Genomic DNA, 26,178 nt, shown 5'->3' on the forward strand with positions numbered 1-26,178 from the left:
CTTGTTATCATCCCTAGGAGCTCCGCCGCTGCGGGGCTTGCTTCTCAAAAGCGGGTGCAAAGGTAGGAACTTTCATCATTCTCTCCAAATTTTTATGGGTGTTTTAACAGAAATTTAACAGTTAAAGGCCTTTTTATCCCCTTTTAGGGTAATTTTACCCGTTTTCCCCACTGAGACCCCATTTTAACACCTCCCCCACCCTACGACAAAAAAATGTGCGCATGAGACCCGAAAGTCACATGCGCACATTTGGCATTATCAAAGATTTTAACGTTTCTCAACAATATTATCTATTGACTCGGAAACGATCCTCCCCTGTAGTAAGGAAAGCGATCACCTGACGAGCGGCTGCAATACCGGCATTGATATTAGCCTCGGAAGTCTGCGCACCCATCTTCTTGGGGGTGAAGAATACGCGGTCACCAAACTTTTCCTTGATCTCCTCAGCTCGTTCAGGAGCAACGTCGGCTGCATATTTGAGATCGGGACGCTCCTCAAGCGCACGGATCAGGCCATCCTCATCGATCACCTCCTTACGGGCAGTGTTGATGAGCAGACCTCCCTTGGGCATGGAGGCAATAAGATCGTAACCGATCGATTTACGTGTCTCGGCGGTAGCGGGGATATGGATGGACACCACTTTATTCTGACGGTAGAGCTCCTCGACAGAATGGATGGGGGTCACACCTGCATCCTCCATAACGTCGTCGGGACAGTAGGGATCAAGCGCAGAAATATTCATCTCGAAGCCACGCCCGATACGCGCCACATTGCGACCGACCTGTCCGAATGCCTGAATGCCAAGAGTCTTGTCCTTCAATTCTGTTCCGGAAGTGCCGTTATACATATTTCTGCACATCATCACAGCCAGTCCGAACACGAGTTCAGCCACGGCATTGGAATTCTGGCCGGGAGTGTTCTGCACACACACGCCACGCTCTGTAGCGGCGGTGAGATCCACATTGTCATATCCGGCACCAGCACGCACCACCACTTTAAGCGAGGGAGCGGCGGCAAGCACTTCGGCATCCACCTTGTCACTTCGGATAATGAGGGCATCGGCCGTAGCCACAGCGTCGAGGAGCTGCTGACGGTCGGTATATTTCTCAAGGAGCACAAGCTCTGCACCTGCATCCTCGATCACCTTGCGCATGCCATCGACAGCGACAGCTGCGAAAGGTTTTTCAGTTGCTATGAGGACTTTCATTCTATGTTTGTCTCGATAAAAATTTATCCTTATATAATATATGAGTGGATTGCCCGATCAATGAGCCTTTTCAAATTCATTCATGGCATCCACGAGAGCCTGCACGCTTTCGATGGGCAGAGCATTGTAGAGCGATGCACGGAAACCGCCTACCGAACGGTGACCCTTGATGCCTACGATACCGCGGGCGGAGCAGAAGTCAACGAAATCCTTTTCGAGCTCTTTGTACTCAGGAGTCATCACGAAAGTGACATTCATGATGGAGCGTGATTCAGGATCGGTGACAGTGCCGACAAACATCTTGGAAGCATCAATGGCATTGTAGAGCAGCTCGGCCTTGGCAATGTCACGCTTCTCCATCTCCTTCACGCCACCAAGCTCCTTGTAGTAACGGAGAGTCTGAAGTGCCGAGAACACAGGAAGCACCGGAGGAGTATTGAACATCGAACCCTTCTTGATGTGGGTACGGTAGTCAAGCATCGTAGGAATCAAACGATCTACATGACCGAGCGCGCTCTCCTTGACGATCACAAGTGTCGCACCGGCAGGACCAAGATTCTTCTGAGCACCTGCGTAGATGAGATCATACTTTGCTACATCGATCGGGCGCGAGAAGATGTCCGACGACATATCGGCCACCAGAGGCACCTTGACATCGGGATCTTTGCGGAGCTCCGTACCATAGATGGTGTTGTTGGTAGTGATGTGGAAATAATCCAGATCCTCAGGCACGGTGTAATCCTTGGGATAATAAGTATAGTTGGCCTCCTTTGAAGAAGCAAGCACTTCTACCTCACCGAAGATCTTGGCCTCCTTGATAGCGTTTGCAGCCCATGTACCGGTGTCGAGATAGCCGGCCTTGGTGCGCAGGAGATTGAACGGCGCCATGCAGAACTGAAGGCTTGCACCACCGCCGAGATAGAGCACATGGTAACCTTCGGGCACATCAAGGAGTTCCTTGACAAGAGCCTGAGCCTCGTCCATCACGGCAACGAATTCCTTGCCACGGTGTGACACTTCGAGAAGTGAGAGACCGGTATTCGCAAAATTGATGATCGCATCGGCTGTATTCTTAATGGTGTATTCACTAAGAATCGAAGGGCCGGCATAGAAATTATGCTTCTTCATAAGCTTATAATATATGTTAAGTAATAAGTGAAAACCTCAGGATATCAAGAGCTACCCATGCGCCTCCCAACCGGCAGGCAGCAGGACTTGCCCCTTAACATCCGCAAATATAGCTATTTTTTCATTCTGCCAAACAAGAAATGTTGAAACTTATGGAAATTTTTCAGTAATTGACCTTTTTCACACCGTTGCGAACCATTTATCAATATTCTTCGTTATACCTACAGCTAAATTTTGCTTTTTCCGGCTACAGTGCAAGCCAAGGAATAAAAATCATCACATCTTTTCCACATTTTTATAAAAAAACAATGGCCTCAAAAAGACAACAGGAGACCCGGCAGAATCAGATCAATCCGGATCGTCGTTCATTCGAGCTACCTGTTCCCCGCTCATGGCGTTTTTGGATTATCACCCTCATCGTATTGCTCATCATCGCTGCCGTCGCATTCTTCCTGCTGCGGCCCAAAAAAGTTGCGACACCTGTCCCGACTGTTGAAGTCGAAACTGTCGAAACCGGCAATATCAACATCTATGGTGAATATGTAGGACGTATCCGCGCCCAGCAGTTCGTCGAGATCCACGCCCGCGTGGAAGGCTATCTTGAAAGCATGCTCTTCAAGGAAGGATCATACATTGAGAAAGGCCAGACCCTTTTCATTATAGACCCCCGTCTCTATCAGGCCCATCTGAACAAAGCCCGCGCACAGCTCAACAAGGCCCGCGCACAGGCACAGAAAGCCGAGCGCGACCTCAACCGCATCAAGCCTCTTTATGAACAGAACGCTGCCTCCCAGCTCGATCTCGACAATGCGAAAGCCGCATTCGAGACATCGACCGCCGAGGTGGTGGTGAGCGAGGCAGACCTCACTCAGGCCGAACTGACCCTCGGCTACACCCGCGTCAGCTCACCTATTTCAGGCTATATCTCCGAGCGCGTGGCCGACATCGGAACGCTCGTCGGTCCTTCCGGCGGCAAATCGCTCCTTGCGACAGTGGTCAAGAGCGACACCGTCCGCGTCGATTTTTCCATGACAGCCCTCGACTATCTTATGAGCAAGGATCGCAACGTCAACCTCGGCAGTTCCGAGGGCGGACGTAAATGGAACTCTTTCGTGACCATCACTCTCGCCGATGGATCTGTGTATCCCCACAAAGGTCTGGTCGATTTCGCAGATCCGCAGGTCGATCCAAAGACCGGCACCTTCTCCGTGCGTGCGGAGATGCCTAACCCCGACCACAGCCTCCTGCCGGGCGAGTTCACCAAAGTGAAAGTCCTCCTCGACGTGAGGGAGGAAGCCATAAGGATTCCCAACAAAGCACTCGTCATCGAAAAAGGCGGTGCATACGTCTATGTCGTGCGGCCCGACAGCATCGTCGAACGTCGTTTCATCGAACTGGGACCGGAGGTGGCCAATTCGACCATCGTCGAGCGCGGTCTCGCACAAGGTGAGAAAATCGTGGTGGAAGGTTACCACAAACTCTCCCACGGCATGAAAGTCAACCCTGTCGCCGCTCCAAAAAAAGATGAGCCGGCAGAGGCGGTGGCCGACGTAGTAGTCTCTGAAGAGGTAAAGGAGGATTGAGATGAAAAAGAACTTCTTCCTTGACCATCCGGTATTTTCGATAGTGATATCAATCGTGATCTTCATTATCGGAGCTATCGGTCTCACGCTGCTACCGGTCGATCAGTACCCCCAGATAGTCCCCCCCGTAGTTAAGATCAGTGCCTCCTACCCCGGTGCTGACGCCCAGACTGTCACTCAGGCCGTAGCCACACCGATCGAACAGGAACTCAACGGCACACCGGGCATGATCTACATGTCGTCCTCCAGTTCAAACTCAGGAGGTTTCACGGCCCGCGTTACCTTCGACATCGACACCGATCCCGAATTTGCCGCCGTAGATATCCAGAACCGCGTAAAGATGGCCGAGTCGCGTCTGCCTGCCGAAGTGGTGCAGAACGGCATCTCTGTCTCCAAGGAGACGGCGAGCCGCCTTATGACCATAACCATCCTTTCGGACGATCCAAAGTTTGACGAGATCTATCTCAGCAACTACACGACGCTCAACGTCGTCGATCCTCTGCGCCGCATTCCGGGAGTCGGAAGCGTCAGCAATGTCGGTGGCCGCTACTATGCAATGCAGATATGGGTAGCCCCCGACAAACTTGCCGATCTCGGTCTGACCGTGCAGGACATCCAGAGTGCACTCAAGGATCAGAACCGTGAATCAGCCGCAGGAGCACTCGGTCAGGCTCCCGCCACGGATATCGACATCACCATGCCCATCATCGCACGTGGCCGCCTCTCCTCAGTGGCAGAATTTGAGGATATAGTCCTGCGTGCCGATCCAGACGGATCGTTCATCCGTCTGCGCGACGTCGCACGCGTATCGCTCGAAGCGTCGAGCTACTCGACCGAGAGCGGTATCAACGGCGGTAATGCAGCCGTCCTCAACATCAACATGCTTCCCGGAGCAAACGCGATGGAAGTCGCCGAAGCAGTCAAGGCCGAAATGGAGATCATAGCCAAGAATTTCCCTGAAGGTATCAGCTATGAAATCCCCTTCGACATGACTACCTACATATCTGAGTCGATCCACCACGTCTATCGGACCTTCTTCGAGGCTCTTATCCTCGTGATCCTCGTGGTCTTTCTCTCGCTCCAGAACTGGCGTTCGACACTCATACCGGTCATTGCCGTCCCGATCTCGCTTGTCGGCACATTCGGCGTGATGCTCATGTTCGGCTTCTCGCTCAATATGCTCACTCTTCTCGGACTCATCCTCGCCATAGGTATTGTGGTGGATGACGCCATCGTCGTGGTCGAGAACGTTGACCGTATCATGAACACCGAACACCTCTCGCCATACGAGGCCACGGCCAAAGCCATGGGCAACCTCAGCAGCGCGCTCATAGCCATGTCGCTTGTCCTCTGCGCCGTGTTCATCCCCGTCAGCTTCCTCCCCGGTATCACCGGTCAGCTCTACCGACAGTTCACCATCACGATCGCAGTCTCGGTGATCATCTCCACCATCGTAGCCCTCACCCTCTCGCCGGTGATGTGCGCCAAACTCCTGCGTCCAGCCTCGAAAAAGAAAAAACTCAAGATATTCCGTCTTATCAACCTTTGGCTCAACCGAGGCAACAAGTTTTACGGTCGCATGATCGTCCGCTGTCTCAACCATCCGCCACGCATGTATGCGGCGTTCGGTCTTGCGCTCGTGTTCATCTATCTCATGAACTCGTTCGTGTCGCGCAGCTTCATGTCGCAGGAGGATCAGGGCTACTTCACCGTCGAGCTTGAACTCCCCGAAGGAGCTACGATCGAGCGCAGCCGCGAGGTCACCGAAAGAGCCATGGAATATCTCATGGCCGATCCCGACGTGGAATATGTGCTCAATGTCACCGGTTCATCTCCGCGCGTCGGCACCAATCCCGCACACTCGCAGCTCACCGTCATCCTGAAACCGTGGGAAGAACGCACGACAACCGACATCTCCGAGGTGCGTTCACGCATCCACACCCACCTCTCGTCCTATCCCGAATGCCGCGCATTCGTCTTCTCTCCTGCCATCATCCCCGGTCTCGGCAACTCAGGAGGCATAGAGATGGTGCTCGAAGCGCGAGCCGACGCGACATATACCGACCTGCAGAACGCAGTCGATACACTGCTTCACTATGCAGCCGACAATCCCGCTCTCGCTGGCCTCTCGACATCAATGCAGGCCGACATACCTCAGCTCTACTTCGATGTCGATCGTGACAGGGCTAAGATACAGGGCATACCGGTCAGCGATATCTTCTCGACCATGAAGGCATTCACCGGATCGATCTATGTCAATGACTTCAATATGTTCAACCGCATCTACCGTGTCTATATTCAGGCTGAAGCCCCCTATCGTTCCAACCGCGACAATCTCAACCTCTTCTTTGTCCGTAGTGCCGACAAGGTGATGGTCCCCATCTCGTCGCTCGGATCGTCACGCTTCACCACCGGTCCGGGAACTATCGGCCGCTTCAACATGTTCAACGCCGCGACAATATCGGGCGAGGCCGCTCAAGGCCACAGTACAGGCGAGGCTATGGATGCGCTGGAAAAAATTGTCCGCGAACATCTTCCGGACAACATAGCTGTCGAATGGAGCGGTCTTTCCTATCAGGAGCAGCACGAGAGCGGCAACACCGGACTTGTCCTCGGCCTCGCCCTCCTCTTCGTATTCCTCTTCCTTGCCGCTCAGTACGAGAGCTGGAGCGTCCCGCTTGCCGTGATCCTGTCACTGCCCATCGCCGGTGTGGGAGCATATCTCGGCATATTTATCTGCGGACTTGAAAATAACATCTATTTCCAGATCGGACTCGTGATGCTCGTCGGACTCGTGGCCAAGAATGCCATCCTCATCGTGGAGTTCGCCAAAGAAGAGGTCGATAAGGGTGTCGATGCCGTAAAGGCCGCGCTGACAGCCGCCCGTCTCCGTTTCCGACCCATCGTCATGACATCACTCGCATTCATGCTCGGCCTTCTGCCACTCCTTTTCGCATCAGGTCCGGGCTCTGCCGCACGCCGCGACATCGGCACAGGCGTATTCTTCGGTATGCTCGTAGCCATCACCGTCGGCATAGTGTTCGTCCCGTTCTTCTTCGTAGCAATCAACCGTCTGACCCAACGCGGCCGCAAAGCCGATAAAGCCACCGATGACAAATGAAACAATTTTTCCCGATTCTCATTGCCATAATCGCTCTCACAAGCTGCTCAGGAGTGAGGAATCTGACTCCTGCCGATACTACCATGCCCGAATCCTACATTTCCGGTTTCGAGCCTGATTCCGCCTCCGTGGCTGATATGACATGGTGGGAATTTTATGCCGATTCCACTCTCCGACGCCTCATCCGTCTCACGCTTGATAACAACCGTGATCTCCTCAAGGCTGCCGCACGCGTTGAAGAAGCGCGCCACCTCTACGGAATTGACAAAGCCAACCTCTATCCTGAGATCAGCGGGCTTGTCGGTGGCAATAACGAAACAAATGACTACAACGGTGCCGGAACGACGAAAGATCCGGAATACGATCTGAAATTGACTGTCAGCTGGGAAACTAATCTATGGGGGTCGCTGTCATGGGCAAAAAAAGCCGGTGCATCGCGTTTTCAGGCATCGGTGGATGATCTTCAGGCCATGCGCATGACCCTGATAGCGGAAGTAGCCACAGCCTATTTCCGTCTGATCGCCCTTGACAATGAGCTTTCGATCGTCCGCCAGACCCTCGCTACGAGAAACGAATCGCTCGAAAAGGCTCGTCTCCGCTTTGAAGGGGGTCTCACGCCTGAGACAGTCTATCAGCAGGCCAAAGTGGAATACGCCTCGACTGCCTCACTCATTCCAAATCTCCAGCAGCAGGTCACCGTCGCACGCAATGCCATCACAATGCTCATAGGTGAATATCCGCGTGAGATCCTCGAACGCGGCGAACTTGCGCTCAACGTCACTCTGCCGGACCGTCTCCCTGCCGGACTCCCCTCTCAGCTTCTTGAACGTCGCCCCGACCTCCGTGCGGCCGAACGCCGTCTGGCCGCGGCCATGGCTGACGTCGGCATGACTTACGCCAACCGCTTCCCGAATCTCCGCCTCGCATTCACCGGCGGTTTCGAAAACGACGGCTTGGCCGATTTCTTCAAATCACCCTTCACCTACGCTATCGGCTCAATCACTGGCTCTGTGTTTGATTTCGGACGCAAGAAGCACAAATATCAGGCAGCGATCGCGGTCTATGATCAGGCCCGTTACGATTATGAGAAAGCAGTCATAACCGCCTTCACCGAAGTCCATAATGCTCTTGAGAATTATCGCCGCGTGATGGAGAACGGAAAAGTAAAGGTCGAACTTCGTGACGCAACCGTCAAATATGTCCATCTCGCCCATCTCCAGTACCGCGCCGGTACTCTGAACTACATCGATGTGCTCGACGCGCAGCGACGCTATTTCGACGCGCAGATCGGCGTAAGCAACGCACTGCGTGATCAATACTTCGCCCTTATCAACCTCTACAAAGTCCTCGGAGGTGGCTGGACCACGGATTTCAAATAGGATTAATCCTGTGCGTATTATCCGCGAAATTCTTCCGATCCCGCATGAATAACGCAGTTATCTCATAGGCACGCAGACTTGAACATTGTCTCAACTGATGAAGCATTGACCGGGGAAGTATTCCTCAACTTGACGCTACTGGCTTCTCCGATCGCGGCCACTGTCACCCCCTCCGGTCCATCTCCGCACTCCGGATATATCGGTTTCGGACAAGAATCAGTAGATCCAATTTCTCTAATCCTGCTTTCCAAAAGGGATACCACAAGTTTTTTCTTACTCTCCGCTTCCTTCCTTTCCTCGGCTTTGCGGGCACGACGTTGCGCCGCACGCTGTCGGGCAGCCGCCGAACGGGCCATCGCCTCATCCACTTCGACACGAAGAGTGAAAAATATGGCCATAAAATACTCCTCGCAATAATGTCGGGTAGGCACTTCCCCGTTTATCATATAGCGGTCAATACTTTTCATAATCTCGTCCGTATAGCCCCTGACATAGCCCAAAGACTTTACGATATTCGAGACCTTCACCTGCAACTTCTCATAAAATCCCTTCGATACCGGCTTAGTCCACACTTCGCGTGACTTCGCAGAGCCAATATTCCCTCTTGTAAGCTTACTCTTCTCCCCTACTCGTGCCCGATTTTCATTCTTCGCTTTCATATTTCATTTTTTCCACAAAATTACACCCGCCAACCGGCGAAAAAGATGCGATAATGAAAACCGGATACCTATAAATACCCACTATATCCCTTAAAGCGCGTCAGCTTATGTCTCAATTAAAAGTCTGAATCAGTCAGCAAAGAAATTCTACTGACAGCCCTATGCCTTCTCATCTCCATCCTTCGTTCCTTGCCAGCGTTGGTTCTGGAGGGCGGCTGAGCGCATTTCAGCGGGGTTGTCGCACGGTTGCCAGAATCCTACGTGGCCGACCTGATCAGGCATGAATTGCTGCACCACGAAATTTCCGGGATAGTCGTGGGCATACTTATAGTCACGACCGTAGCCCATATCTTTCATAAGCGATGTCGGTGCGTTGCGAATATGGAGCGGTACAGGCAGGTCACCGGTCTCCTCCACAAACTTCATGGCCTTGTGGAGAGCCATATACGTGGAATTACTCTTCTGTGAGAGCGCGAGATACACCGTACATTCCGCCAACGGGATCTGACCTTCTGGGAAACCGAGCTTCTGCACGGCCTCGAATGTGGCGTTGGCGAGCAGCAGTGCGTTTGGATTGGCAAGGCTTATGTCCTCAGCCGCGAGAATGAGCAGACGGCGCGCTATAAATTCCGGGTCCTCACCGCCGTGGATCATACGTGCGAGCCAGTAGAGAGCGGCATCCGGGTCCGATCCGCGCACGCTCTTGATAAAGGCCGAGATGATGTCATAATGCATCTCTCCGTTCTTGTCATAGGCCGCCGGATTCTCCTGAAGGCGGTCAGTGACTATGCGGTCATTGATCACCACTGGTTCACCCTGAGCCGTCGATTGTTCAAGAAGGTCAAGGATGTTCAGCAGTTTGCGCGCATCGCCGCCGGCAAAGCGAAAAAGAGCCGTGGTCTGCTCGACCTCAACACCATGTGATTTCAGCACCTCATCCCCTTCGATGGCTCGTTTCAGCAGCAGTTCGAGATCCTCCTGTTCGAGCGGGCGGAGCGTATAGACCTGAGCGCGTGACAGCAGCGGACGTATCACCTCGAACGACGGATTTTCGGTGGTCGCTCCGATGAGCGTCACGATTCCGCTCTCGACCGCACCAAGCAGACTATCCTGCTGCGCCTTGCTGAAACGGTGGATTTCATCAATGAACAGTATCGGCCGTCCGCCCGTAAACATGCTCCGCGCGTCGGCTTTGCACCGCTCGATCACCTCACGGACATCCTTGACTCCCGCACTGACAGCCGAGAGCGTATAGAAAGGGACGTTGACCGTATTGGCTATGATACGTGCAAGTGTGGTCTTCCCCACTCCGGGAGGCCCCCAGAGGATGAAAGACGATACTTTGGCCGATTCAATCATTCGGCGGACCACTCCTCCCGGACCGACGAGGTGGAGCTGACCTATGTAATCATCAAGTGTGCGCGGACGCATCCGCTCGGCAAGTGGCTGATTCATGACACTGCAAATTTACTCATTATTTCACCTTCGCGCAATAGGCTGCACGGCCTAAGAGGATCTTTCATACCGACCGCCAAGCTAAAAACTCCGTGACCGCCGAAGGGATACCTAATAGATACAGACAGGACCTCCGCCCATCCAAGTCCGGAGCGGAGGTCCTGATTATATGTTGTTGAATAATTCTTTGAAACTGATCGGGGCATTAAGCCCTTTCGCCTCATTCACAGACTCACTTGCGGAGCGCAGGTTTCATATCGTATGAGAGCATTGCGATGGTGAAGCCCCAGTAGATGAATGCGAGTGAAGTAAGGAAGCTGGTCATTGCCATATCCTGTACCCAACCGGCCTCGATGAAGAAGAATCCGATGAGAAGGAGGAGCATACCGTTGATGAGCTGCAACCACCAGTAGCGGCGACCGCTGTTCATGACAGAACTGCAGAGAGCACTGATGCCCCAATAGATGAATATGAATGCAATAAAGTAGGGGAACACGGCTTCAGAAAGGACTATACTGCGCACAAGCATGAAACCGATGAAGATATCGATCACACCGCCGGCGAGCCACCAGCCCCAGCCTTTGCCTCTGTCAGGACCTGATGCGACAAGGAGCTGAACGATGCCGACAAGAATAAGAAGCCAGCCAAAAATCTGTGAAGCGACGGCATAACCTGCTACCGGCCAGAACCAATATGCAAAACCGCAGATCACCATGAGGATACCTGCAAGGAGTACAACCCACCAATAGCGGGACTCACCCCAGAATTTTTCAATGAGAGTTTTCATAATCGTGTGTGTTTTAATAGTTGAAATTTTATGTATGTTTTTCTTTTTCTATTTTGAATCCCTCGGTCTGACAGTATCGGCTGCAACGCCTCGCGGTCTGAGGAAGAAAGATATTTCAGCGGCCATCAGCACCGCTTTATAAAGATAACACTTCAAAAAATAATTTTGTTGATTATCCGGATTCTATTTAATATTCAAAATCGTGATCATACCGATTCGCACGAGACAGGATAATTCATAATTCATCATCTTTTTCGGCTGTCTGGAGCAGATAGCGGTCTATCAGATCCTTGTACTGCGGTGTCTGCTTGAAGCGTCGGATCTGCGAGTCGAGCGTATCGGCAAGAGCGGGGTTATCCTTGTTGACCACCCATGACTGGAACTGCGTGAACGATACCGGGGTCGTGACATCGACATCAGGATAATCCTTGGCGAGATGAATGGCCTTGGCACTGTTGATCACCGCGAAGGGGATCTTACCCATAGCCGTCAGCATGAATAGCTGCTCCGCACTGCGTATGGAGTCGTGACGCATGATGATGGTGTCACCGATCTCACGGGCAAGATTGTGAAGACGCTCGGCGGCCGGTGAGCCTTCGAGTGACCATATCTCCTTTCCTCCGAGATCGAGGCGCGACTTTACGGTGGTGTCGCGGCTTATCAGCACCTGTTTGTCAAGATAGACCGGCTCGGTGAAACGGAAACTCTCGCGTCGGGAGGCCGTGACGGGGAGATCGGAGATAACCACGTCATACTTACCGGCCTTGAGTTCGTCAAGAGCCTCATTGACCGAAGCGATGGGATAGAATTTGACATTGTCGCCATACATGGCTGCCATATCCTTCATCATCTCGTAATTGAATCCCGCAAGCGAGTCACCGAAACGGTAAAGCGACATAGGGGAATAGTCGATGGCCACGTTTATGGTGTCGCCACGTCCGCGGACATACTCATAACCGTTGGAAGGCATAGGAGTGGAACACTCCCTGACACTGACGATGAGCCCTACGGCAATCAGCATCAAGGACAGCAGTATGCCTGCACGCGGGTCGTGAAACATCGATTGCAGTCCACGTTTCTTCTTCCCGTCCTTCCCTCCGTCCGGACGTGTGAATGTGTTTCGATCTGTTGACGACTCCGGAGTCTGTCGGCTATCAGGAGTCTTATTGCTTTTCGTTGACATAAAAAAGAAGTGTCGGTCGTTTATATATTTATCACTTTTATATAAACAACCGACACGGCTTTAGATGTTCAGAGAGAAGTGTGATGCGCGCTCCGGAATCAGTTTACGAAATCGACAATCACGCCCATCTGGAAACGGCGTGGATTGAGCGGATAGTGCGGGAGCGAGAAATAATTGTCAGACCCGAACATTCCTTGATTGAAATGTGAATAGAGCACGAAGAAGCGTGCGCGCGAAAGCTTGAAATTGGCGTAAGCGTTCATGAACGGATAGTTGCCGCACTTGACCTCACGCTGATTATAGAATGCCATTGTCGAGGGCTGATAACCGGGGGCATGATAGCTGGTGTAGTAGTCACAATCCACTCCGATCTGTGCCTGAAGCACGTGGGCCACACGGAAGTTGAGGAAGAGATTGGAATAGACGGCAAATTCGGGCAGAGGGATCACGGCGTCGTCCGATGATTTCTGATAGGTCAGCGAATTTTGCCAATTGAGGGCGCGCCAGCGGAAATTCTGCTGAATCTGCACGCTGAACACCTGAACGCTTCCTCCGTTCTGCACGGGAAGCATTTCAGGGCTGAAATAGATGTGGTTCTGAATATTCTCCACTCCGACGTTGGCGAAAGTACCTGTATGCGGGAGATCAAGAATGCCGCCGAAACGCAGACGGCGTATCTTTCCGAATTCATTTTTCCACGCGAAGTGGTTGGATATGTAATCGTTCATCAGATATGGGGCGGTCGTGTTGCTGAAATGACCGTAGCCCTTGACTGTCACCGTGTCACCGAGAAGTTTGATATGGGTCGAGACATTGCCCTCCGCCTTGATCTCACCGGCGGCGGGGCCTACGAGACCGAGGCTCGCCGTAGCTTCATAGTTGAGCAGATGTCCCTGCTGCTTGACGAGCTGTGCGCCGACGTAGAGCAGATTCTGGGTCTCCTTTCCCTTCATGCGTTCGGCAAACGGATAGGGCGTGAGATTTCCGGGACGCTCCTCGCCGGAAATGGCGAGCGTGTCGGTGGTCTGATGATATGTGCGGAGTTCATGGGTCACGAATGCTCCCAGACCGGCCTTGGCATACTTGTTGAAACCTTCAAGAAGTGAGATTCCCAAGGTGTTGCGCACGGAGCTGTATGAGGTGTGATCGTTGGTCGCCTCGGTGCTCATGTAATGGTTGGTCCAGAAAGAGCTTTCCTGCGAGGCGTTGGTATTGGTGAACCTGTGGCGCGAGTCATTGTAATCGAAGGTCCATATAAAACTGGAGACGGGAATGTATTCGCGCGCCACGACGGAGTCATTCTCATCCTTATCCTCGTGCCAGTAGCCCACCTTGTAGCGGTGGTTCATATATATCTGTTTGCCCGCCACCCGTGAGTGGGAGTTGGAAAGATTCACGGGGATACTCTTGGGGTTGATCTTCGAGACACCTCCCTGAAGCTGTGCCGGATCGGTGATGTAGAGATCGTCGGTGATACCACCGTTCTCCTTGTTGAGCATGTTGTATGTGTTGAAAAATCCCTGAAACTCGTATCGGTCACCCGTGTATGAGCCTGACAGTCCCCAGATGAAGCCTTTGGCGGCCTGCGCCTCATAGCTACCCTTTGAGTAAGGATACGAGACCTGCGCACCGATCTGTGTGCGCTTGTTGAGATTTCCGGAGAAAAGGAATTTGAACCAATCCTGAGCAAGTTCGCGTCCGCCGCCGGTATTGTAGCCTACCTGCGACATCGGGATGCGCGTATTGTAGAAGCGCATGGTCTCCAGATTCGGAATCCAGAACTGCTTGGCGTCACGGAAGAAGAAATCGCTCATCGGTTTGCTGTCCATGAATATCATATTCTTGCCCACGGACGCCTGATTGCCGGTTGTGGCGAAAGCCGGACTATAGGACGACGGGACGGCAGTCTGATGGTAATTCAGCATAATCGTATCCATCCCGGCACGCTCACGCAGACCGAGTGGCTGAAGTATGCGCCATGCGTAGGACAGTGAATCAGCCGAATTATCATCGTTGATATGCGCCTCGGCCTTTCCGAATCCTGCAAGGAGTATTGTGATAATGATGAGGATATGATTTTTCATAAGTAACTGCAAAGATACGCTAAAATGCGGATATAAAAAAAATTATCCGTCATCACGACGAATAATCTTCTTACCTTAAATCTAATACCATGAAAAACTGATGCAAAGGTAGGGAGTTTTCATGAAACTCCAAATTTTTATGTTGAAAAACATATTACAATTAACATTATTTTTACATTAAAAGTATCAATAATGGATATTGTTAACATTCATTTAGTATTCAGACTATTTTGAGCCAGTATCTTCCCTTAACGCAATATTTCTCGTGATATCCAATTTTTCCATCGTCAAACGAATCATTGTGGCATTCTGACCATAATTATATGGATGATATTTCCAAAGTGATCGGACGGATGGAGTTGGTTATTTTTCCAGTCTGATTATTTTGAGAGGTTGACTTTGTTGATGAAGAACCAGCCAGCGAGGATCTGGAGGAGCATTCCGGGGATGCCGATGCGGAAGTCCTGACATGCGGCGATGAAGTCGGCTTTGATTATCCATTCAGCAAGTGTGCCGACACACTGATAGGCAAGTACGACGGCTACAAGAATCAGAAGGCTTGCCTTACGGTAAGTCGAGGCTGCATATCCGGCAAAGAGTGCGAGAAGCACTGACTTGATCATGATGGCAGGAAGTGCGGCTACGGGAGGCATCCCGAAAAAGAGCGAATTGATCACCGGTGAGGCGAGCGCGGTCAGAAGTCCGACACGCCATCCGTATTTGTAAGCTCCGACAAGAGTGAAGAAATAGATCGGCAGCCATGTCAGTCCCCCTTGGGGTATGAGGTGGCACAGCTGCGGAAGAAGGATATTGCCGATCACAAAGATTGTTGCGGCAAGATAAGTCCGTGAATCATCGAACTGAAGTGAACGGAGTTGTAATGTAGTCTGCATATTTTTGATTTTTATTTATTCAATATTATTTTGTTCAAAAAAAGATTTGATGCTGCGTCAAAGACCTAACTTCAACGTTTAGCCATCGACTCAAGGAACTGCCCGATGAGCGGTATGCACTCCTCGGCTGTCGCACAGTCGGCACAAAGCTGCTCGACCGGACAGATGCCAGTGCCTGCGCGGTTGATTATGTTATCCACGCAGTCCTTGAAATCAACCTCGATACCGGCGGATTGCAGAAGTGCAAGAGCCGGACGACTGATGACATCCGTATAGACAGCTCCTACCTTTCCGGCAACCATTACCGCGGCGGCACCCTTGCCTATCACCTTGTCGGCCACGAAAGAGCCATGAAGCACTTCCGGGTCAGTGGTCAGCAGACGGTAGAGGTCCTTGACTCCGCGCTCATGACATTCGATGTAGGAGCCACCCGAATAGATGACGCATGAGCACTGCCCCTCGTGAAGCCTCCTGATGGCTTCACGGCAATTCCAAGGATAAAACATTAATTCCATACGCGTCCCCCCGTCAGGCTTTGACATTCTGTTTCAACTGCTCCACGAAGCCGTCGATCCTGTGAAGCTCACCCGGAATGTCGATCGACTGCGGACAGTGAGGCCCGCACTGGTTGCAACCTATGCAGTGGCTTGCCTGACGCAGACGCGGGACGGAACGGTCATAACCCACGAGGAATGCCTGACGCGCCTTGCGGTAAGCCTCACCTTCATGTCCTTCGGGGATATTGCCCTCGTTGACACATTTGTTATAGTGCAGGAGGATGGCGGGAATGTCAATACCGTAGGGGCAGGGCATACAATACTTGCAGTCGTTGCAGGGTATGGTGGGATACTGCATCATGAGGTCGGCAGTAGTGTAGAGAAACTGCATCTCATCATCGGTCAATGGCTTGAAAGGAGCGTATGTACGGAGATTGTCCTCCAGATGCTCCATGTAGGTCATTCCGCTGAGCACGGTAAGCACGTCGGGATGAGTTCCGGCATAACGGAACGCCCACGAGGCCACACTACGCTCCGGCTCCTCCTGCTTCAGACGCGCCACCACATGGTCATGCAGGTTGGAGAGACGGCCACCGAGAAGCGGCTCCATGATGACGGCGGGAATGTTGCGCTTGGCAAGCTCCTCGTAGAGATACTCGGCATTGGTGTTGCGCGGATTGATCTCCTTGGCGTGTTTCCAGTCGAGATAGTTGAGCTGGATCTGCACGAAGTCCCATTTATATTCATCGTGTTTCGACAGCAGATAGTCAAACACCTCCACATCTCCGTGGTAGGAGAAACCGAGATTACGGATGCGTCCGGCCTCACGCTCCTTCAGAAGATAGTCAAGGACACCGTTGTCGATATAGCGGCCATTGAGGGCCTCCATACCGCCCATGCCTATGCCGTGGAGCAGAAGATAGTCGATATAATCGACCTGAAGCTCCTTGAAAGAGTTGTGATACATGTCAAGCGACTCCTTACGTCCCCACGTGGAGGGAGAGAAGTTGGAAAGTTTGGTGGCAACGTAGAACTTGTCGCGCGGATGACGCTTGAGGGCTATACCGGTGGCGCGTTCCGACCGACCCTTGCAATAGGCAGGCGACGTGTCGAAATAGTTGACTCCGTGAGCTATCGCTGTATCGACCAAGCGGTTGACCGTCTCCTGATCAATCTCATCGTTACCGTCAATCTTCACGGTAGGCCAGCGCATACAGCCGTAGCCGAGCAGCGACACTTTCTCGCCTGTCTTGGGATTGGTACGGTACTCCATCTTGTCAACCGGAATTTCCGCTGATGTGGTCTGATCACCGGTCACGGGGTTCTTCTTGGAATCACATCCGGCGAGTCCGAGACCCATCACCGATGCTCCGAGGCCCATGCGTTTAAGAAAACCGCGACGGTCGAGACCTTTTTTATCTTCGTGTTTCATGCTTTTTCAGAGTTGGTTTTTAGGGGAGATTTTTCAGATGGTGCGGTGCACTTCATGACCCTCGACATAGATGGCACTGAATGGACGCGAGGGACAGAGGTTCTCACATGCGCCGCAGCCTATGCAGCGTTCGGTGTTCACGACGGGAATCTTGACCGATTCGGGATCTGACTTATCGGAAGCGACCATCGTGATGGCACCCACCGGGCAGTGACGGGCACAGTTGCCGCACTCCACACCGTCGGTGAGCGGAACGCAATTGTCCTTGACCCATACGGCATGACCGATCTGCGTGGCAGACTTATCGGCCGCCGTGAGCGGGCGGATAGCTCCCGCGGGACATACTTCTGAACATTTCGTACATTCCGGACGGCAGTAACCACGCTCGTAGGATGACTCCGGCTGCATAAGGGTGAGCATATCTGTCGAAGGCCGGAGGACACCGTTGGGACACACCGACACGCAGAGCTGACAAGCGGTGCAGTGCGAGGCCATGTTGCGCAAGCTCTGTGCACCGGGAGGGACTATGCGTGTGTGACGGACAGGGATCTTTTTGTCAACGATCACCGCGAGACCGCCATCGACGGTCTTTTCCTGAGCCTTGGCGGTAGCAGCTACGGCTATTGCGGCGGTAGCTCCGAGGAACTGACGGCGCGAGGGGTCTGCCTTAATGCTGACAGCAGCTGCATCCGCAGCGACCGGCTTGACTGTCGAGGGCACCGGACGGCGATGAGTGTAGGAGATCGCGCCCTGATGACACTTTTCAAGACAGTCCATGCAATCGACGCAGCGGGAATAGTCTATGGTGTGGGTCTTGCTGTCGATACATGCGGCCTTGCAGTTGCGCGCGCAGAGTCCGCAACCGTTGCATTTGGAAGTATCGATCACTGGACGCAGCCATGCAAAACGGCTGAAAAATCCGAGCACTGTCCCGACGGGGCAGATGGTGTTGCAATAGGTACGTCCGTTGCGCCATGCGAGTACGGCGAGCACGACGAGAGTCACTGAAGCGACAGCGAGTGTGACACCACCGCGCATCCATATATCGACATTGGCAAAGGCGTAGCTGTCATGCTCCTCGGCCCATCCGGCAAGCAGATTGTTGCCCCACTGCCATAGAGGCGACAGGAGACTCTGGACTATACGTCCGTAGGCACTGTAAGGGGCAAGCAGAGCCACAAGCGATCCGAGGCCAAGCAGTATGGCCACGGCCATTACGGCAAGCATGACGTAGCGGAGGACACTTTTAGCCGGCGAATAGCGGTAGCGGTTCTTCTTGGCCTTCCTGCCGAGCCATCCGAACCCGTCCTGCATTATTCCGAGAGGACAGATAACCGAACAATACAGACGACCGAAAATAAGGGTGAAAACAATCAGCCCGGCCACAACAAGGAAGTTGAACGCAAGGAGGGCGGGTAGAAACTGGATCTTGGCCAACCAGCCGAACCATCCGTGGACAGTGCCGGTGAAGTCAAGAAAAAGCAGGCTTATCAGCACGATCACGGCCAAGGCCACTGTCTGACGCAGTCTTTTTAGCATACTGAAATTTTATTGCAGAGTGATTTATGATTATGATTGGTTATACCACTGTTATGTAAGGAAGATTCCAAAGACACTAATCCGGATTCATTCACTTAATCCGCGTGAAGGTCAAAACCCTTTAAACGAAATCTTTGAGGATTGCAAATATAATACTTTTATGATAAATAGCTGTAAACAATATTGCCTATTATCTTAACATTATTACGGATTAACGAGGATTAACGAAAGTTTAGAGCTTTATGCTCCGTTCAGAAATTTATGATGATATCGTCGGCCCACTCTTCGTCAATTATAATTTTATCGACGAGCGTACCAAGCTCAAGGAAGCTGCCGCGGATGATGGTGAGCCGATCCTTGCGCACATCAACGGGAATACCGCTTATGAAGCCGACATAATCCCCTTCGGCATTCCAGACGTTGATCCTAAGGGTGAGTTCAGACACTCCGCTCCCCGCAAGAACTATGTCATCGGCCATCGTCAGCTCATCGTTGTCTGTGATACCGCACTCCGGCAAGACCGACGGATTACAGATGTAGGTCATACCCGTCCCGGCATTCTTTACCTCGCCCTCCCTAACGCAGAAGGATGTAGGAGAAAACAATAGGGAGATGACTTCAAATCTCAGCTCCTCTACCGGCGGAAAGTGCTCAGGGATATCTTTGTGAAGGAGAAGATATTTCTTCACATTCTCACCAAGCACTGTGTAACGCCCGACAGCCCGTGTGAGTTTCAGCCCGATCTTTCCGGAGACCGACGGACAGCTGACATTTTCAAGATTGCCGAATGCCGCATCACGGAATCCGACCGGAACATCAGGCCGCTGATCAATCAGACAGATATAATCAAGATCATCGGTGCGGTAGCAAAGATCTCTCTGCGGTGAGTCAGCACGGACATAGTCACTCCATATCCTGAAATCATATTCTCCATCGGGCAAATTGAAAGCCGTGTCAAAACGTCCCCCGAAATCCACCACCGGAGTAAATACGCGCCGCATAACCCGCTCGACCGGATCTAAAAACCTCCACCACACAGCGGCGCACGTATTCCATATCACCACGCCCGATCCTCACTTCCAACTGTCCCATATCGTCGGGAGGCAACTGCAGTGACACTTGCAATCCATGGCCGCCGTCCGGCTCATTTCCCTTACGGCACCCAGCCATAAGACATGACAACATTGCCACGATCATTATCGAGGCATACCGGATGAATGTTGGCAATGGATGTTGTGTTAGCAGGGACACGGTATTTAAGAAATAAGGTACGGCATCAATGATCTGTGCGGAGAAAAACATGACGTCGCGAGAGATTCCGCATTTTGCAGTCATCTTACACTTTGCAAATATACTAATAATCCGCCTAACACCAAACATATCATATATTATCAGTCAGCGGAAGCTTGTGAACTCATCCATTGGGGTTCGTCGGCAACTACGCCCCTTGTTGATTCTCGCCACAGATGCATGACATATCCGTCATAGCTAAAAATCCCCGGCATCCTTGACGGATGTCGGGGAAAGTGTCTGTCTTAAGAAAGATTAATGAGTAAGTTGAACAGAAATTTGGTTGAGTTTATTGCTGAGCTCGGCAAGCGAGTCGGACAATCGTTGTAGTTCCGCCTGTGTGAAGGCGGCAGGTTTCCCATTGACCGCAGTGTGATTGATGCGCTGGTACAGCCATGTACGGTCTTTGTTGAAATAACGCTTGGCGATATATGAAAGATTTATGGCATCACCCATATCTCCAAGCATTCCTTTCACATCCACTTCCGGACGCTTGCGCTTTCCTATAGCCGTGGCAAGATAGATCCCTGCCTCACGGCGATCCTCGTCACTCGTTGTCAAAGAAAAGGCCCGGCTCATCATCTCGTCCGTAGATGACGAGGCAAGATCCGATTGTGATGCTATAGAGTCAAGTAACTGCTTCAATTCTGGTTTCATATATCGGTGGGCTAATAGTTATCCAAAAAAACATCTTAATCCGGAGATTTGTCATCGATAGGTAGGACTCGGCCAAGGCCGGAGTCCTACATGACTGTCACTTCTCTGTAAGCAAGATTACAGCATACTCTCGAATGAGAGCCTCCACAATCTTCAAGAAGTCCGACTCGGTCATCCACCCCTCTTTGAGGAGTTTCTGTTCATGTCGGAGATAGAACCTCAATTCATTGAGGATTTCTATCCGGTCATTTAAACCTGTCGATGAACTCATGTCTCTGTCTTAAGACATTGCAAAGCTAATAATCTTTTGATTATTTTCCAAGAAAATTCAGTCTAAAAATTTGGAGAATCCAAAAGTTTTGAACTATTCTCGCAATGCTAGACGGTTCAGAGCATGAACGAATAACCACAAACAACAGCCTTGTGTCGTCGTCTGCCGGTAAAAATGACCTGTCCCGATACTGTTCCAGTTAAATTAAAAAAGCCTGTAAGTTTTTAAAAACTTACAGGCTTTCAACCCTTAAAGGGTCGGGGTGAGAAGACTCGAACTTCCGACCTCCACGTCCCGAACGTGGCGCGCTGCCAACTGTGCTACACCCCGGAAGTTATAATGCATCTTGGCCTAATGAGGCTTTTGCGACCACAAAGGTAAGAACTTTTCTTTTATCCTCCAAAAAAAAATTCATGCAGTGCCAAAACTTCGATTTCACATAGGTTTATTTGCCGATATATTTAATTCGATTCTTCTATAATAATTTGATGACAATTTGAGACAATAAATAGCAGGAATTTAAGAAAGAATCATTAACTTTGCAATTGCAGACCGCAATGCAGGAGCCCGGTCGGGGTTTGAGCGGCGGGATGCGGACATAATGAAAAGCGTTTACTCGACGCTCTTTCTTGACAAACGGAAATCTGGTAAATTTTCAATCTTCGTCAAGAATGCAGCAAACAGTAGATGCCTTGTGGATATGTATATTCCATCAACAGCTGACGCGAGAGCGTGGGCTATTGATGTTTTTACACATATTCTGCGTGAGGCTTCTGCAAGTTTGCTCGTTCAACGAAGATGGGCAATACCAGAGCCTCCGTTTGTAGAACGAGCAACCAGTATGGCTCTCACGCTTTTTTTGTTGCATAGTCAGTATTGGGAGCGGCTGACGCATTAACAAGTTTTGTGAATCAACCTTACTACCATCTAAAAAAGGCGTTTAATTATTGCAAAATATTTCTTGCAATTATAATGTTGAGTTGTGCGACCATCAGTATTTCTTCATGCTCGTCAACAAAAACTATTGGATTTACCTGTCAAGAACGTCAAATTGAAATATATGTTGATGATGAATATCTTGGCAGAGATTTAGTCTATTATACAGTGCCAAAAGGTCGTGAATATATCGAGGTTTCATGCCGCGATAATGGCATAGAAGTCTTCCGTCGTCGCATTAGTGTCAATGACAGCAAAGGGATACTGATTGAATTGCAAATTCCTAAAAACTATAAATACTCAACCAAACCATTTTAGCCCATGAAAAAGTTTCTTCTACTTTTAGTGTCCATTGTGGTCGGATTCTCTCTTTATGCAGAGAAAAAGGCTAAGGTCATTAAAATCTCAGTGCAGCCACAAGAAGCGGCGATCTACGTTGACAATAATCTTATAGGATACGGTTACGGCGAATTTACTAGACCTCCTAAAAAGAATCAGGTCGTGATAATTCGCGTAGAATGCAATGAATATACGACAGCAAATTCAAAATTTTATGGAGGCGACGAGCGTAATTCCCTTTCATTTAACCTTATGCAAGATGGATTCTATCGAGGGTCTGCGGCTTCTGGTCTAGTCAATAAGTATATGACGATAACCCTCGATCCTCAATATTATTCAATTGACAACGAAGGAAAAGTGAACAGCGAGGCCGCATGGAAACTTCTTCATCAGATCCTACTCAACTATTTTCCAGAAATCGAGACAACTGATTTTCACGGTGGATACCTTCAAACTCCTTGGAAATACAAGACTTTCAATATGTCTGAGAAGCAGCTTCGTAACCGTGTGACCGTAAGAGATGTGACAACTCCTGAAAGAGTTGCTTTTCAGATAAAGATATCCTCAGAAGTTGCGGGCGCAATGCAAGCTCGCCACGGAGAATTTGATGAAGTGGACCGACTGCCCAAAGAGTTAGAGCCGATGGTGGAAGAACTCCAAACCCGTATTGGAAAAGCAAGTAGCATTTAATAACATAATAAAGACCAAATCATGAAAAGAACTTTTCTTTTATCGTGTATGATTATCGCCGTATCAATGGCATCATTCGCACAAAGTTTTGTCGATACATTCGACGCGAACTCTCTTGGCTGGACCGAATGCGCATTCGAAAGCAACAAAGGTTCGGCAGTAATTGATAAAGGAGTGATGACTATAAAATCCAAAGGAGAGAACAAGGCTGCCGGGGCGTTTCTGACAGCGATGAGTGGTGTGGCAACAAAGATTGGGGAGAATACCTTCTTCGAGACACACTGCTATGCTCCCCTTGATGTCAAAAAACCTTTTGAAGTAATTGCAAATGTCAAAATTGACAAACTTGCTAATGATCGTGTCTGTGGCTTTGTATTTAACTATAAAGATGGTGGAAATTTCTATTGCTTTAATTTCAACGATGAAATGGTGAACTTCACACGATACGTTGACAATCGCGTAGTGGGTAATATCATGCAAGGAATAAAATGGCCTAACAAAGCGAAACTTAACCAAGAATGGAAACTTGTTTGCGACGGAGATGTACTGTCTTTCTTCGTTGATGGCATGGAGATTCTTAAGGTAAAATATATGCCTCTCGATTTCTCTGGAATAGGATTCTATACATTTGGTAAGCAGACCTTAGTTGTAGAGGACATGACATTCACTCAAAACTAAGCGACTTTTCAAATAGCCGCAGAATCAGCATCTGCATACAAACATAAGAAATTGCCCTGCATCGACTTTGATACAGGGCAATTTTTATAATTTAGTAGCAGTTCAAAAAAATATCCACTTATTGATAAACTTATTTCAGTACTCATCAAACAAGATCGTGAGCACTGATGTTTTATTTTCGAAAGCACACCAACTATTCACGCCATTGACTCTCTATGGTACAATGACATGCAAAGAACGTGATGCCAATACTACTTCAAACACACACTCATTTCTCACCCCTACTAAAAACTATTCAATATGGCACCCCTCGACATCCGCACACTTCTCCTTTGGTTAGGCATCGTATCACTGGTGATTCTTGTGACCGTCACCGGCATGTTCATCAACCGCTTCTTTACTTACCGCGCTCACCGCCGTGCTCTCGCAGCTCTCAAGGAGCGCAGTCTTGCTGCCGCTGAAGCTCCGGTCATGACCGAGGCGAAGCAATATATACGTTGACACGCCAGCTCTCACATCAGAGCATCATCCTGAGTATATCGAGCGAGCGCAGATTGCGCATCGATACATAGTGGAGCGAGTAGTACTCAAGTACGGTGTCGAGAATAGTATTCCGGTCATTACGGCTGAAACGGAACCGGTGCATGTTGGCAAAAGTCATACGCGACAACCTTCGGGCCACTTCGGCAGCATCAGGAGCGAGATAGTTGCGATGCAGCGGCATGGTCCGTCGCCAGCACCCGTCGGCAAGATCGAAAAGCGCGCCGGGAGCATAGGTCGATGCGTCGGGCTCTATGCCGAGATGACGCGCGAGATTCATGAGGAAACAGATATGGAAATTGGCTGTCCGGGGAGCATCCGCTCCATCGAGCAGCCTTATTGCCATTTCAAGAAAATCATACAATCCGCTGTCGGTATCTCCTCCCTGAAGCACCACTGAAAGAAGCTCGGAAAGAAACATCGCCATCATCTGCTTGACCGGATCGGTGTGGAGCGAGACGAATGCGACCGTCTGGGAAAGCTGACGCATGGGGAGGATCTCACGTCCGGGACGGACTTCGCTCACACATTCGAGGAGACCGAGAGGCATCGTGAGCGCACGGGCACGCGCAGAGCCTTTCCCTTTGCCGGCCGGCAAAGTCAACGACACCCGTCCGAGCTCACGGCTGTAGGCCGTGAGGATCGTCTGGGTGTCGCTGTATTTTGTGGTCTTTAGAGCCACAAGGTGGAGATTCATTCCGAAGGATCAGAAGATTTTACCGGTGAGGCGGAATGTGAGGCAGGGATAGACCTTGAGATACTTGATGTAGTCCTTGAAATCATTATCGGCCATCTCGTCGATACCTTTGAGGTCACCGGTCTCCGAATATACTTTGGGCTTGCCTTGGAACTGGGCACCAAGCTCAATGTTGAAGTTGAGAAGATGTTTCGGAATTGCACGACCCCAACCGATACCGAGATAGGGACGGAAGCCGTTCACCTTGAGACCACCACGGACGTTACCGTTCTCATCAACAGGGATCTTGTAGTCACCGATCTCGATACCTGCGTCCTTGTAGCCTTCGAGTTCAGCACTGTGGCCATGAAGCTTGATGAGCTTATTGCCACCGAAATATGCACCGGCCGCAACGAAGAATGAACCGTGGGGTAAAGGATAGATGTTGAAAATGAGCGAGCCCTGCGTGCGACCGATTCCGCAATCAACATCGACATCAGTCGATTGTTCAGAATTATTCACAATGAAAGTAGCATCGACATCGGTGCTGTACTTAATATTAGGCATGAAGTGGACACCGGCGCGCACTGAAACGAAACGGGTCAGAGGAGTTGCGGCCTCTACGCTGATACCGTTGGTGCCGACACCGAGCCCAACGCCAAGATGATTGGCGATGCCGAAGAATGATTTAGCATCCGGACCGATAGATGCCGGAGCCTGACAGCAAGGTTCGGAAGCACTGACAGTACCGGCCAGCGACGCAAGACCGACAACGAGTGAAGCAAGAATTTTTTTCATAACACTTTTAGGTTTAATGATGAAAATGATGTGATTTATTGTTAAAAAATGATTTGTGAAAAATAAAACTTATCCAGTCAGAGATCATCTCCGCCAAAGCATATCGCACACGGGATCACACCTTAATTATATATAATGGGTAGCTTCCCATGCACTCCACCAACAAAACGGAGTAATTCTTAACGATACAAAAGTAGATAAAAAGAGGGAGAATATCAAAAATTTCTTAAAAAATTTGCGAGAATCAAAATTAGTACTTAACTTTGCAATCGCTTTTGGGAAGGCCCATTCGTCTATCGGCTAGGACGCAAGATTTTCATTCTTGAAAGAGGAGTTCGATTCTCCTATGGGCTACA

General features: G+C 50.5%; 22 protein-coding genes and 2 tRNA genes. 8 read left to right on the top strand and 16 right to left on the bottom strand.

Features of this window, described 5'->3' with window-relative positions:
• Positions 1-286 precede the first annotated feature (286 nt).
• Both K2G41_RS11885 and serC read right to left on the bottom strand, forming a co-directional pair.
• Complete coding sequence (locus tag K2G41_RS11885; protein ID WP_300118532.1) at positions 287-1,207, bottom strand: NAD(P)-dependent oxidoreductase; 921 nt, start codon at positions 1,205-1,207, stop codon at positions 287-289.
• Between the two features lie 57 nt (positions 1,208-1,264).
• Positions 1,265-2,335, bottom strand: a complete 1,071-nt coding sequence (serC, locus tag K2G41_RS11890) for a 3-phosphoserine/phosphohydroxythreonine transaminase (protein ID WP_300118534.1) — start codon at positions 2,333-2,335, stop codon at positions 1,265-1,267.
• A gap of 308 nt (positions 2,336-2,643) precedes the next feature.
• On the opposite strand from serC, the gene K2G41_RS11895 reads away from it, so the two are divergent.
• From K2G41_RS11895 to K2G41_RS11905, 3 genes are read left to right on the top strand one after another with little or no spacing between them, the layout of a single operon-like run.
• Positions 2,644-3,918, top strand: coding sequence for an efflux RND transporter periplasmic adaptor subunit (locus tag K2G41_RS11895; RefSeq protein WP_300118536.1), 1,275 nt, complete (start codon positions 2,644-2,646; stop codon positions 3,916-3,918).
• A 1-nt stretch (position 3,919) separates the two neighbouring features.
• The gene (locus K2G41_RS11900; protein WP_300118538.1) at positions 3,920-7,039 is read left to right on the top strand and encodes a multidrug efflux RND transporter permease subunit; all 3,120 of its coding nucleotides are present in this window, start codon (positions 3,920-3,922) and stop codon (positions 7,037-7,039) included.
• Complete coding sequence (locus K2G41_RS11905) at positions 7,036-8,418, top strand: TolC family protein (RefSeq protein ID WP_300118540.1); 1,383 nt, start codon at positions 7,036-7,038, stop codon at positions 8,416-8,418. Before K2G41_RS11900 ends, K2G41_RS11905 begins: the two co-directional genes overlap by 4 nt.
• A gap of 62 nt (positions 8,419-8,480) precedes the next feature.
• Here the strand turns inward: K2G41_RS11905 and K2G41_RS11910 are convergent, their stop codons facing one another.
• The 12 genes from K2G41_RS11910 to K2G41_RS11965 form a co-directional block, all read right to left on the bottom strand.
• A complete protein-coding gene (locus K2G41_RS11910; protein ID WP_300118542.1) occupies positions 8,481-8,990 on the bottom strand; it encodes a hypothetical protein in 510 nt (169 codons plus the stop codon).
• A 246-nt stretch (positions 8,991-9,236) separates the two neighbouring features.
• On the bottom strand, positions 9,237-10,532 hold the full coding sequence (locus K2G41_RS11915) for a replication-associated recombination protein A (protein ID WP_300118544.1): 1,296 nt from the start codon (positions 10,530-10,532) through the stop codon (positions 9,237-9,239).
• 232 nt (positions 10,533-10,764) lie between these two features.
• On the bottom strand, positions 10,765-11,319 hold the full coding sequence (locus tag K2G41_RS11920; RefSeq protein WP_300118546.1) for a DUF308 domain-containing protein: 555 nt from the start codon (positions 11,317-11,319) through the stop codon (positions 10,765-10,767).
• Between the two features lie 235 nt (positions 11,320-11,554).
• Positions 11,555-12,502 carry a transporter substrate-binding domain-containing protein gene (locus K2G41_RS11925; RefSeq protein ID WP_300118548.1) on the bottom strand — a complete coding sequence of 316 codons (948 nt, stop codon included), beginning with the start codon at positions 12,500-12,502 and terminating at the stop codon, positions 11,555-11,557.
• Positions 12,503-12,600: 98 nt separating this feature from the next.
• Entirely contained in the window at positions 12,601-14,586 is a 1,986-nt protein-coding gene (locus tag K2G41_RS11930; RefSeq protein ID WP_300118550.1) for a putative porin, read from the bottom strand.
• Positions 14,587-14,966: 380 nt separating this feature from the next.
• Positions 14,967-15,479 (bottom strand): ECF transporter S component, encoded by a 513-nt coding sequence (locus K2G41_RS11935; protein WP_300118552.1) that lies wholly within the window; start codon positions 15,477-15,479, stop codon positions 14,967-14,969.
• 71 nt (positions 15,480-15,550) lie between these two features.
• Positions 15,551-16,021 carry a DUF1893 domain-containing protein gene (locus tag K2G41_RS11940; RefSeq protein ID WP_300118554.1) on the bottom strand — a complete coding sequence of 157 codons (471 nt, stop codon included), beginning with the start codon at positions 16,019-16,021 and terminating at the stop codon, positions 15,551-15,553.
• On the bottom strand, positions 16,008-17,408 hold the full coding sequence (locus tag K2G41_RS11945; protein WP_300118556.1) for an aldo/keto reductase: 1,401 nt from the start codon (positions 17,406-17,408) through the stop codon (positions 16,008-16,010). Before K2G41_RS11945 ends, K2G41_RS11940 begins: the two co-directional genes overlap by 14 nt.
• Before the next feature lie 33 nt (positions 17,409-17,441).
• Positions 17,442-18,947 (bottom strand): 4Fe-4S binding protein, encoded by a 1,506-nt coding sequence (locus K2G41_RS11950; RefSeq protein WP_300118558.1) that lies wholly within the window; start codon positions 18,945-18,947, stop codon positions 17,442-17,444.
• A gap of 251 nt (positions 18,948-19,198) precedes the next feature.
• Positions 19,199-19,948, bottom strand: coding sequence for a DUF6562 domain-containing protein (locus tag K2G41_RS11955; RefSeq protein ID WP_300118561.1), 750 nt, complete (start codon positions 19,946-19,948; stop codon positions 19,199-19,201).
• 544 nt (positions 19,949-20,492) lie between these two features.
• Entirely contained in the window at positions 20,493-20,894 is a 402-nt protein-coding gene (locus tag K2G41_RS11960) for a DUF5053 domain-containing protein (protein ID WP_300118564.1), read from the bottom strand.
• A 528-nt stretch (positions 20,895-21,422) separates the two neighbouring features.
• Positions 21,423-21,495: transfer RNA gene (locus K2G41_RS11965), tRNA-Pro, on the bottom strand.
• Positions 21,496-22,041: 546 nt separating this feature from the next.
• Between K2G41_RS11965 and K2G41_RS11970 the strand changes: the two genes are divergently transcribed.
• From K2G41_RS11970 to K2G41_RS11985, 4 genes are all read left to right on the top strand, one after another.
• Positions 22,042-22,419: a hypothetical protein gene (locus K2G41_RS11970; protein ID WP_300118567.1), complete on the top strand. Its 378-nt coding sequence runs from the start codon at positions 22,042-22,044 to the stop codon at positions 22,417-22,419.
• A 3-nt stretch (positions 22,420-22,422) separates the two neighbouring features.
• Positions 22,423-23,130 carry a hypothetical protein gene (locus K2G41_RS11975; RefSeq protein WP_300118570.1) on the top strand — a complete coding sequence of 236 codons (708 nt, stop codon included), beginning with the start codon at positions 22,423-22,425 and terminating at the stop codon, positions 23,128-23,130.
• A 21-nt stretch (positions 23,131-23,151) separates the two neighbouring features.
• Positions 23,152-23,808 (top strand): hypothetical protein, encoded by a 657-nt coding sequence (locus K2G41_RS11980; protein WP_300118573.1) that lies wholly within the window; start codon positions 23,152-23,154, stop codon positions 23,806-23,808.
• A gap of 300 nt (positions 23,809-24,108) precedes the next feature.
• Entirely contained in the window at positions 24,109-24,309 is a 201-nt protein-coding gene (locus K2G41_RS11985; RefSeq protein WP_300118576.1) for a hypothetical protein, read from the top strand.
• A gap of 16 nt (positions 24,310-24,325) precedes the next feature.
• Here the strand turns inward: K2G41_RS11985 and K2G41_RS11990 are convergent, their stop codons facing one another.
• Positions 24,326-25,045 (bottom strand): DNA repair protein RecO C-terminal domain-containing protein, encoded by a 720-nt coding sequence (locus K2G41_RS11990; protein WP_300118579.1) that lies wholly within the window; start codon positions 25,043-25,045, stop codon positions 24,326-24,328.
• Between the two features lie 9 nt (positions 25,046-25,054).
• Entirely contained in the window at positions 25,055-25,822 is a 768-nt protein-coding gene (locus K2G41_RS11995) for a hypothetical protein (protein WP_300118582.1), read from the bottom strand.
• Between the two features lie 282 nt (positions 25,823-26,104).
• Here K2G41_RS11995 and K2G41_RS12000 point away from each other — a divergent pair.
• Positions 26,105-26,176 (top strand) — tRNA-Glu (locus tag K2G41_RS12000).
• Positions 26,177-26,178 lie beyond the last annotated feature (2 nt).

It is taken from the genome of Duncaniella sp. (genome assembly GCF_029056165.1).
Lineage (GTDB): Bacteria > Bacteroidota > Bacteroidia > Bacteroidales > Muribaculaceae > Duncaniella.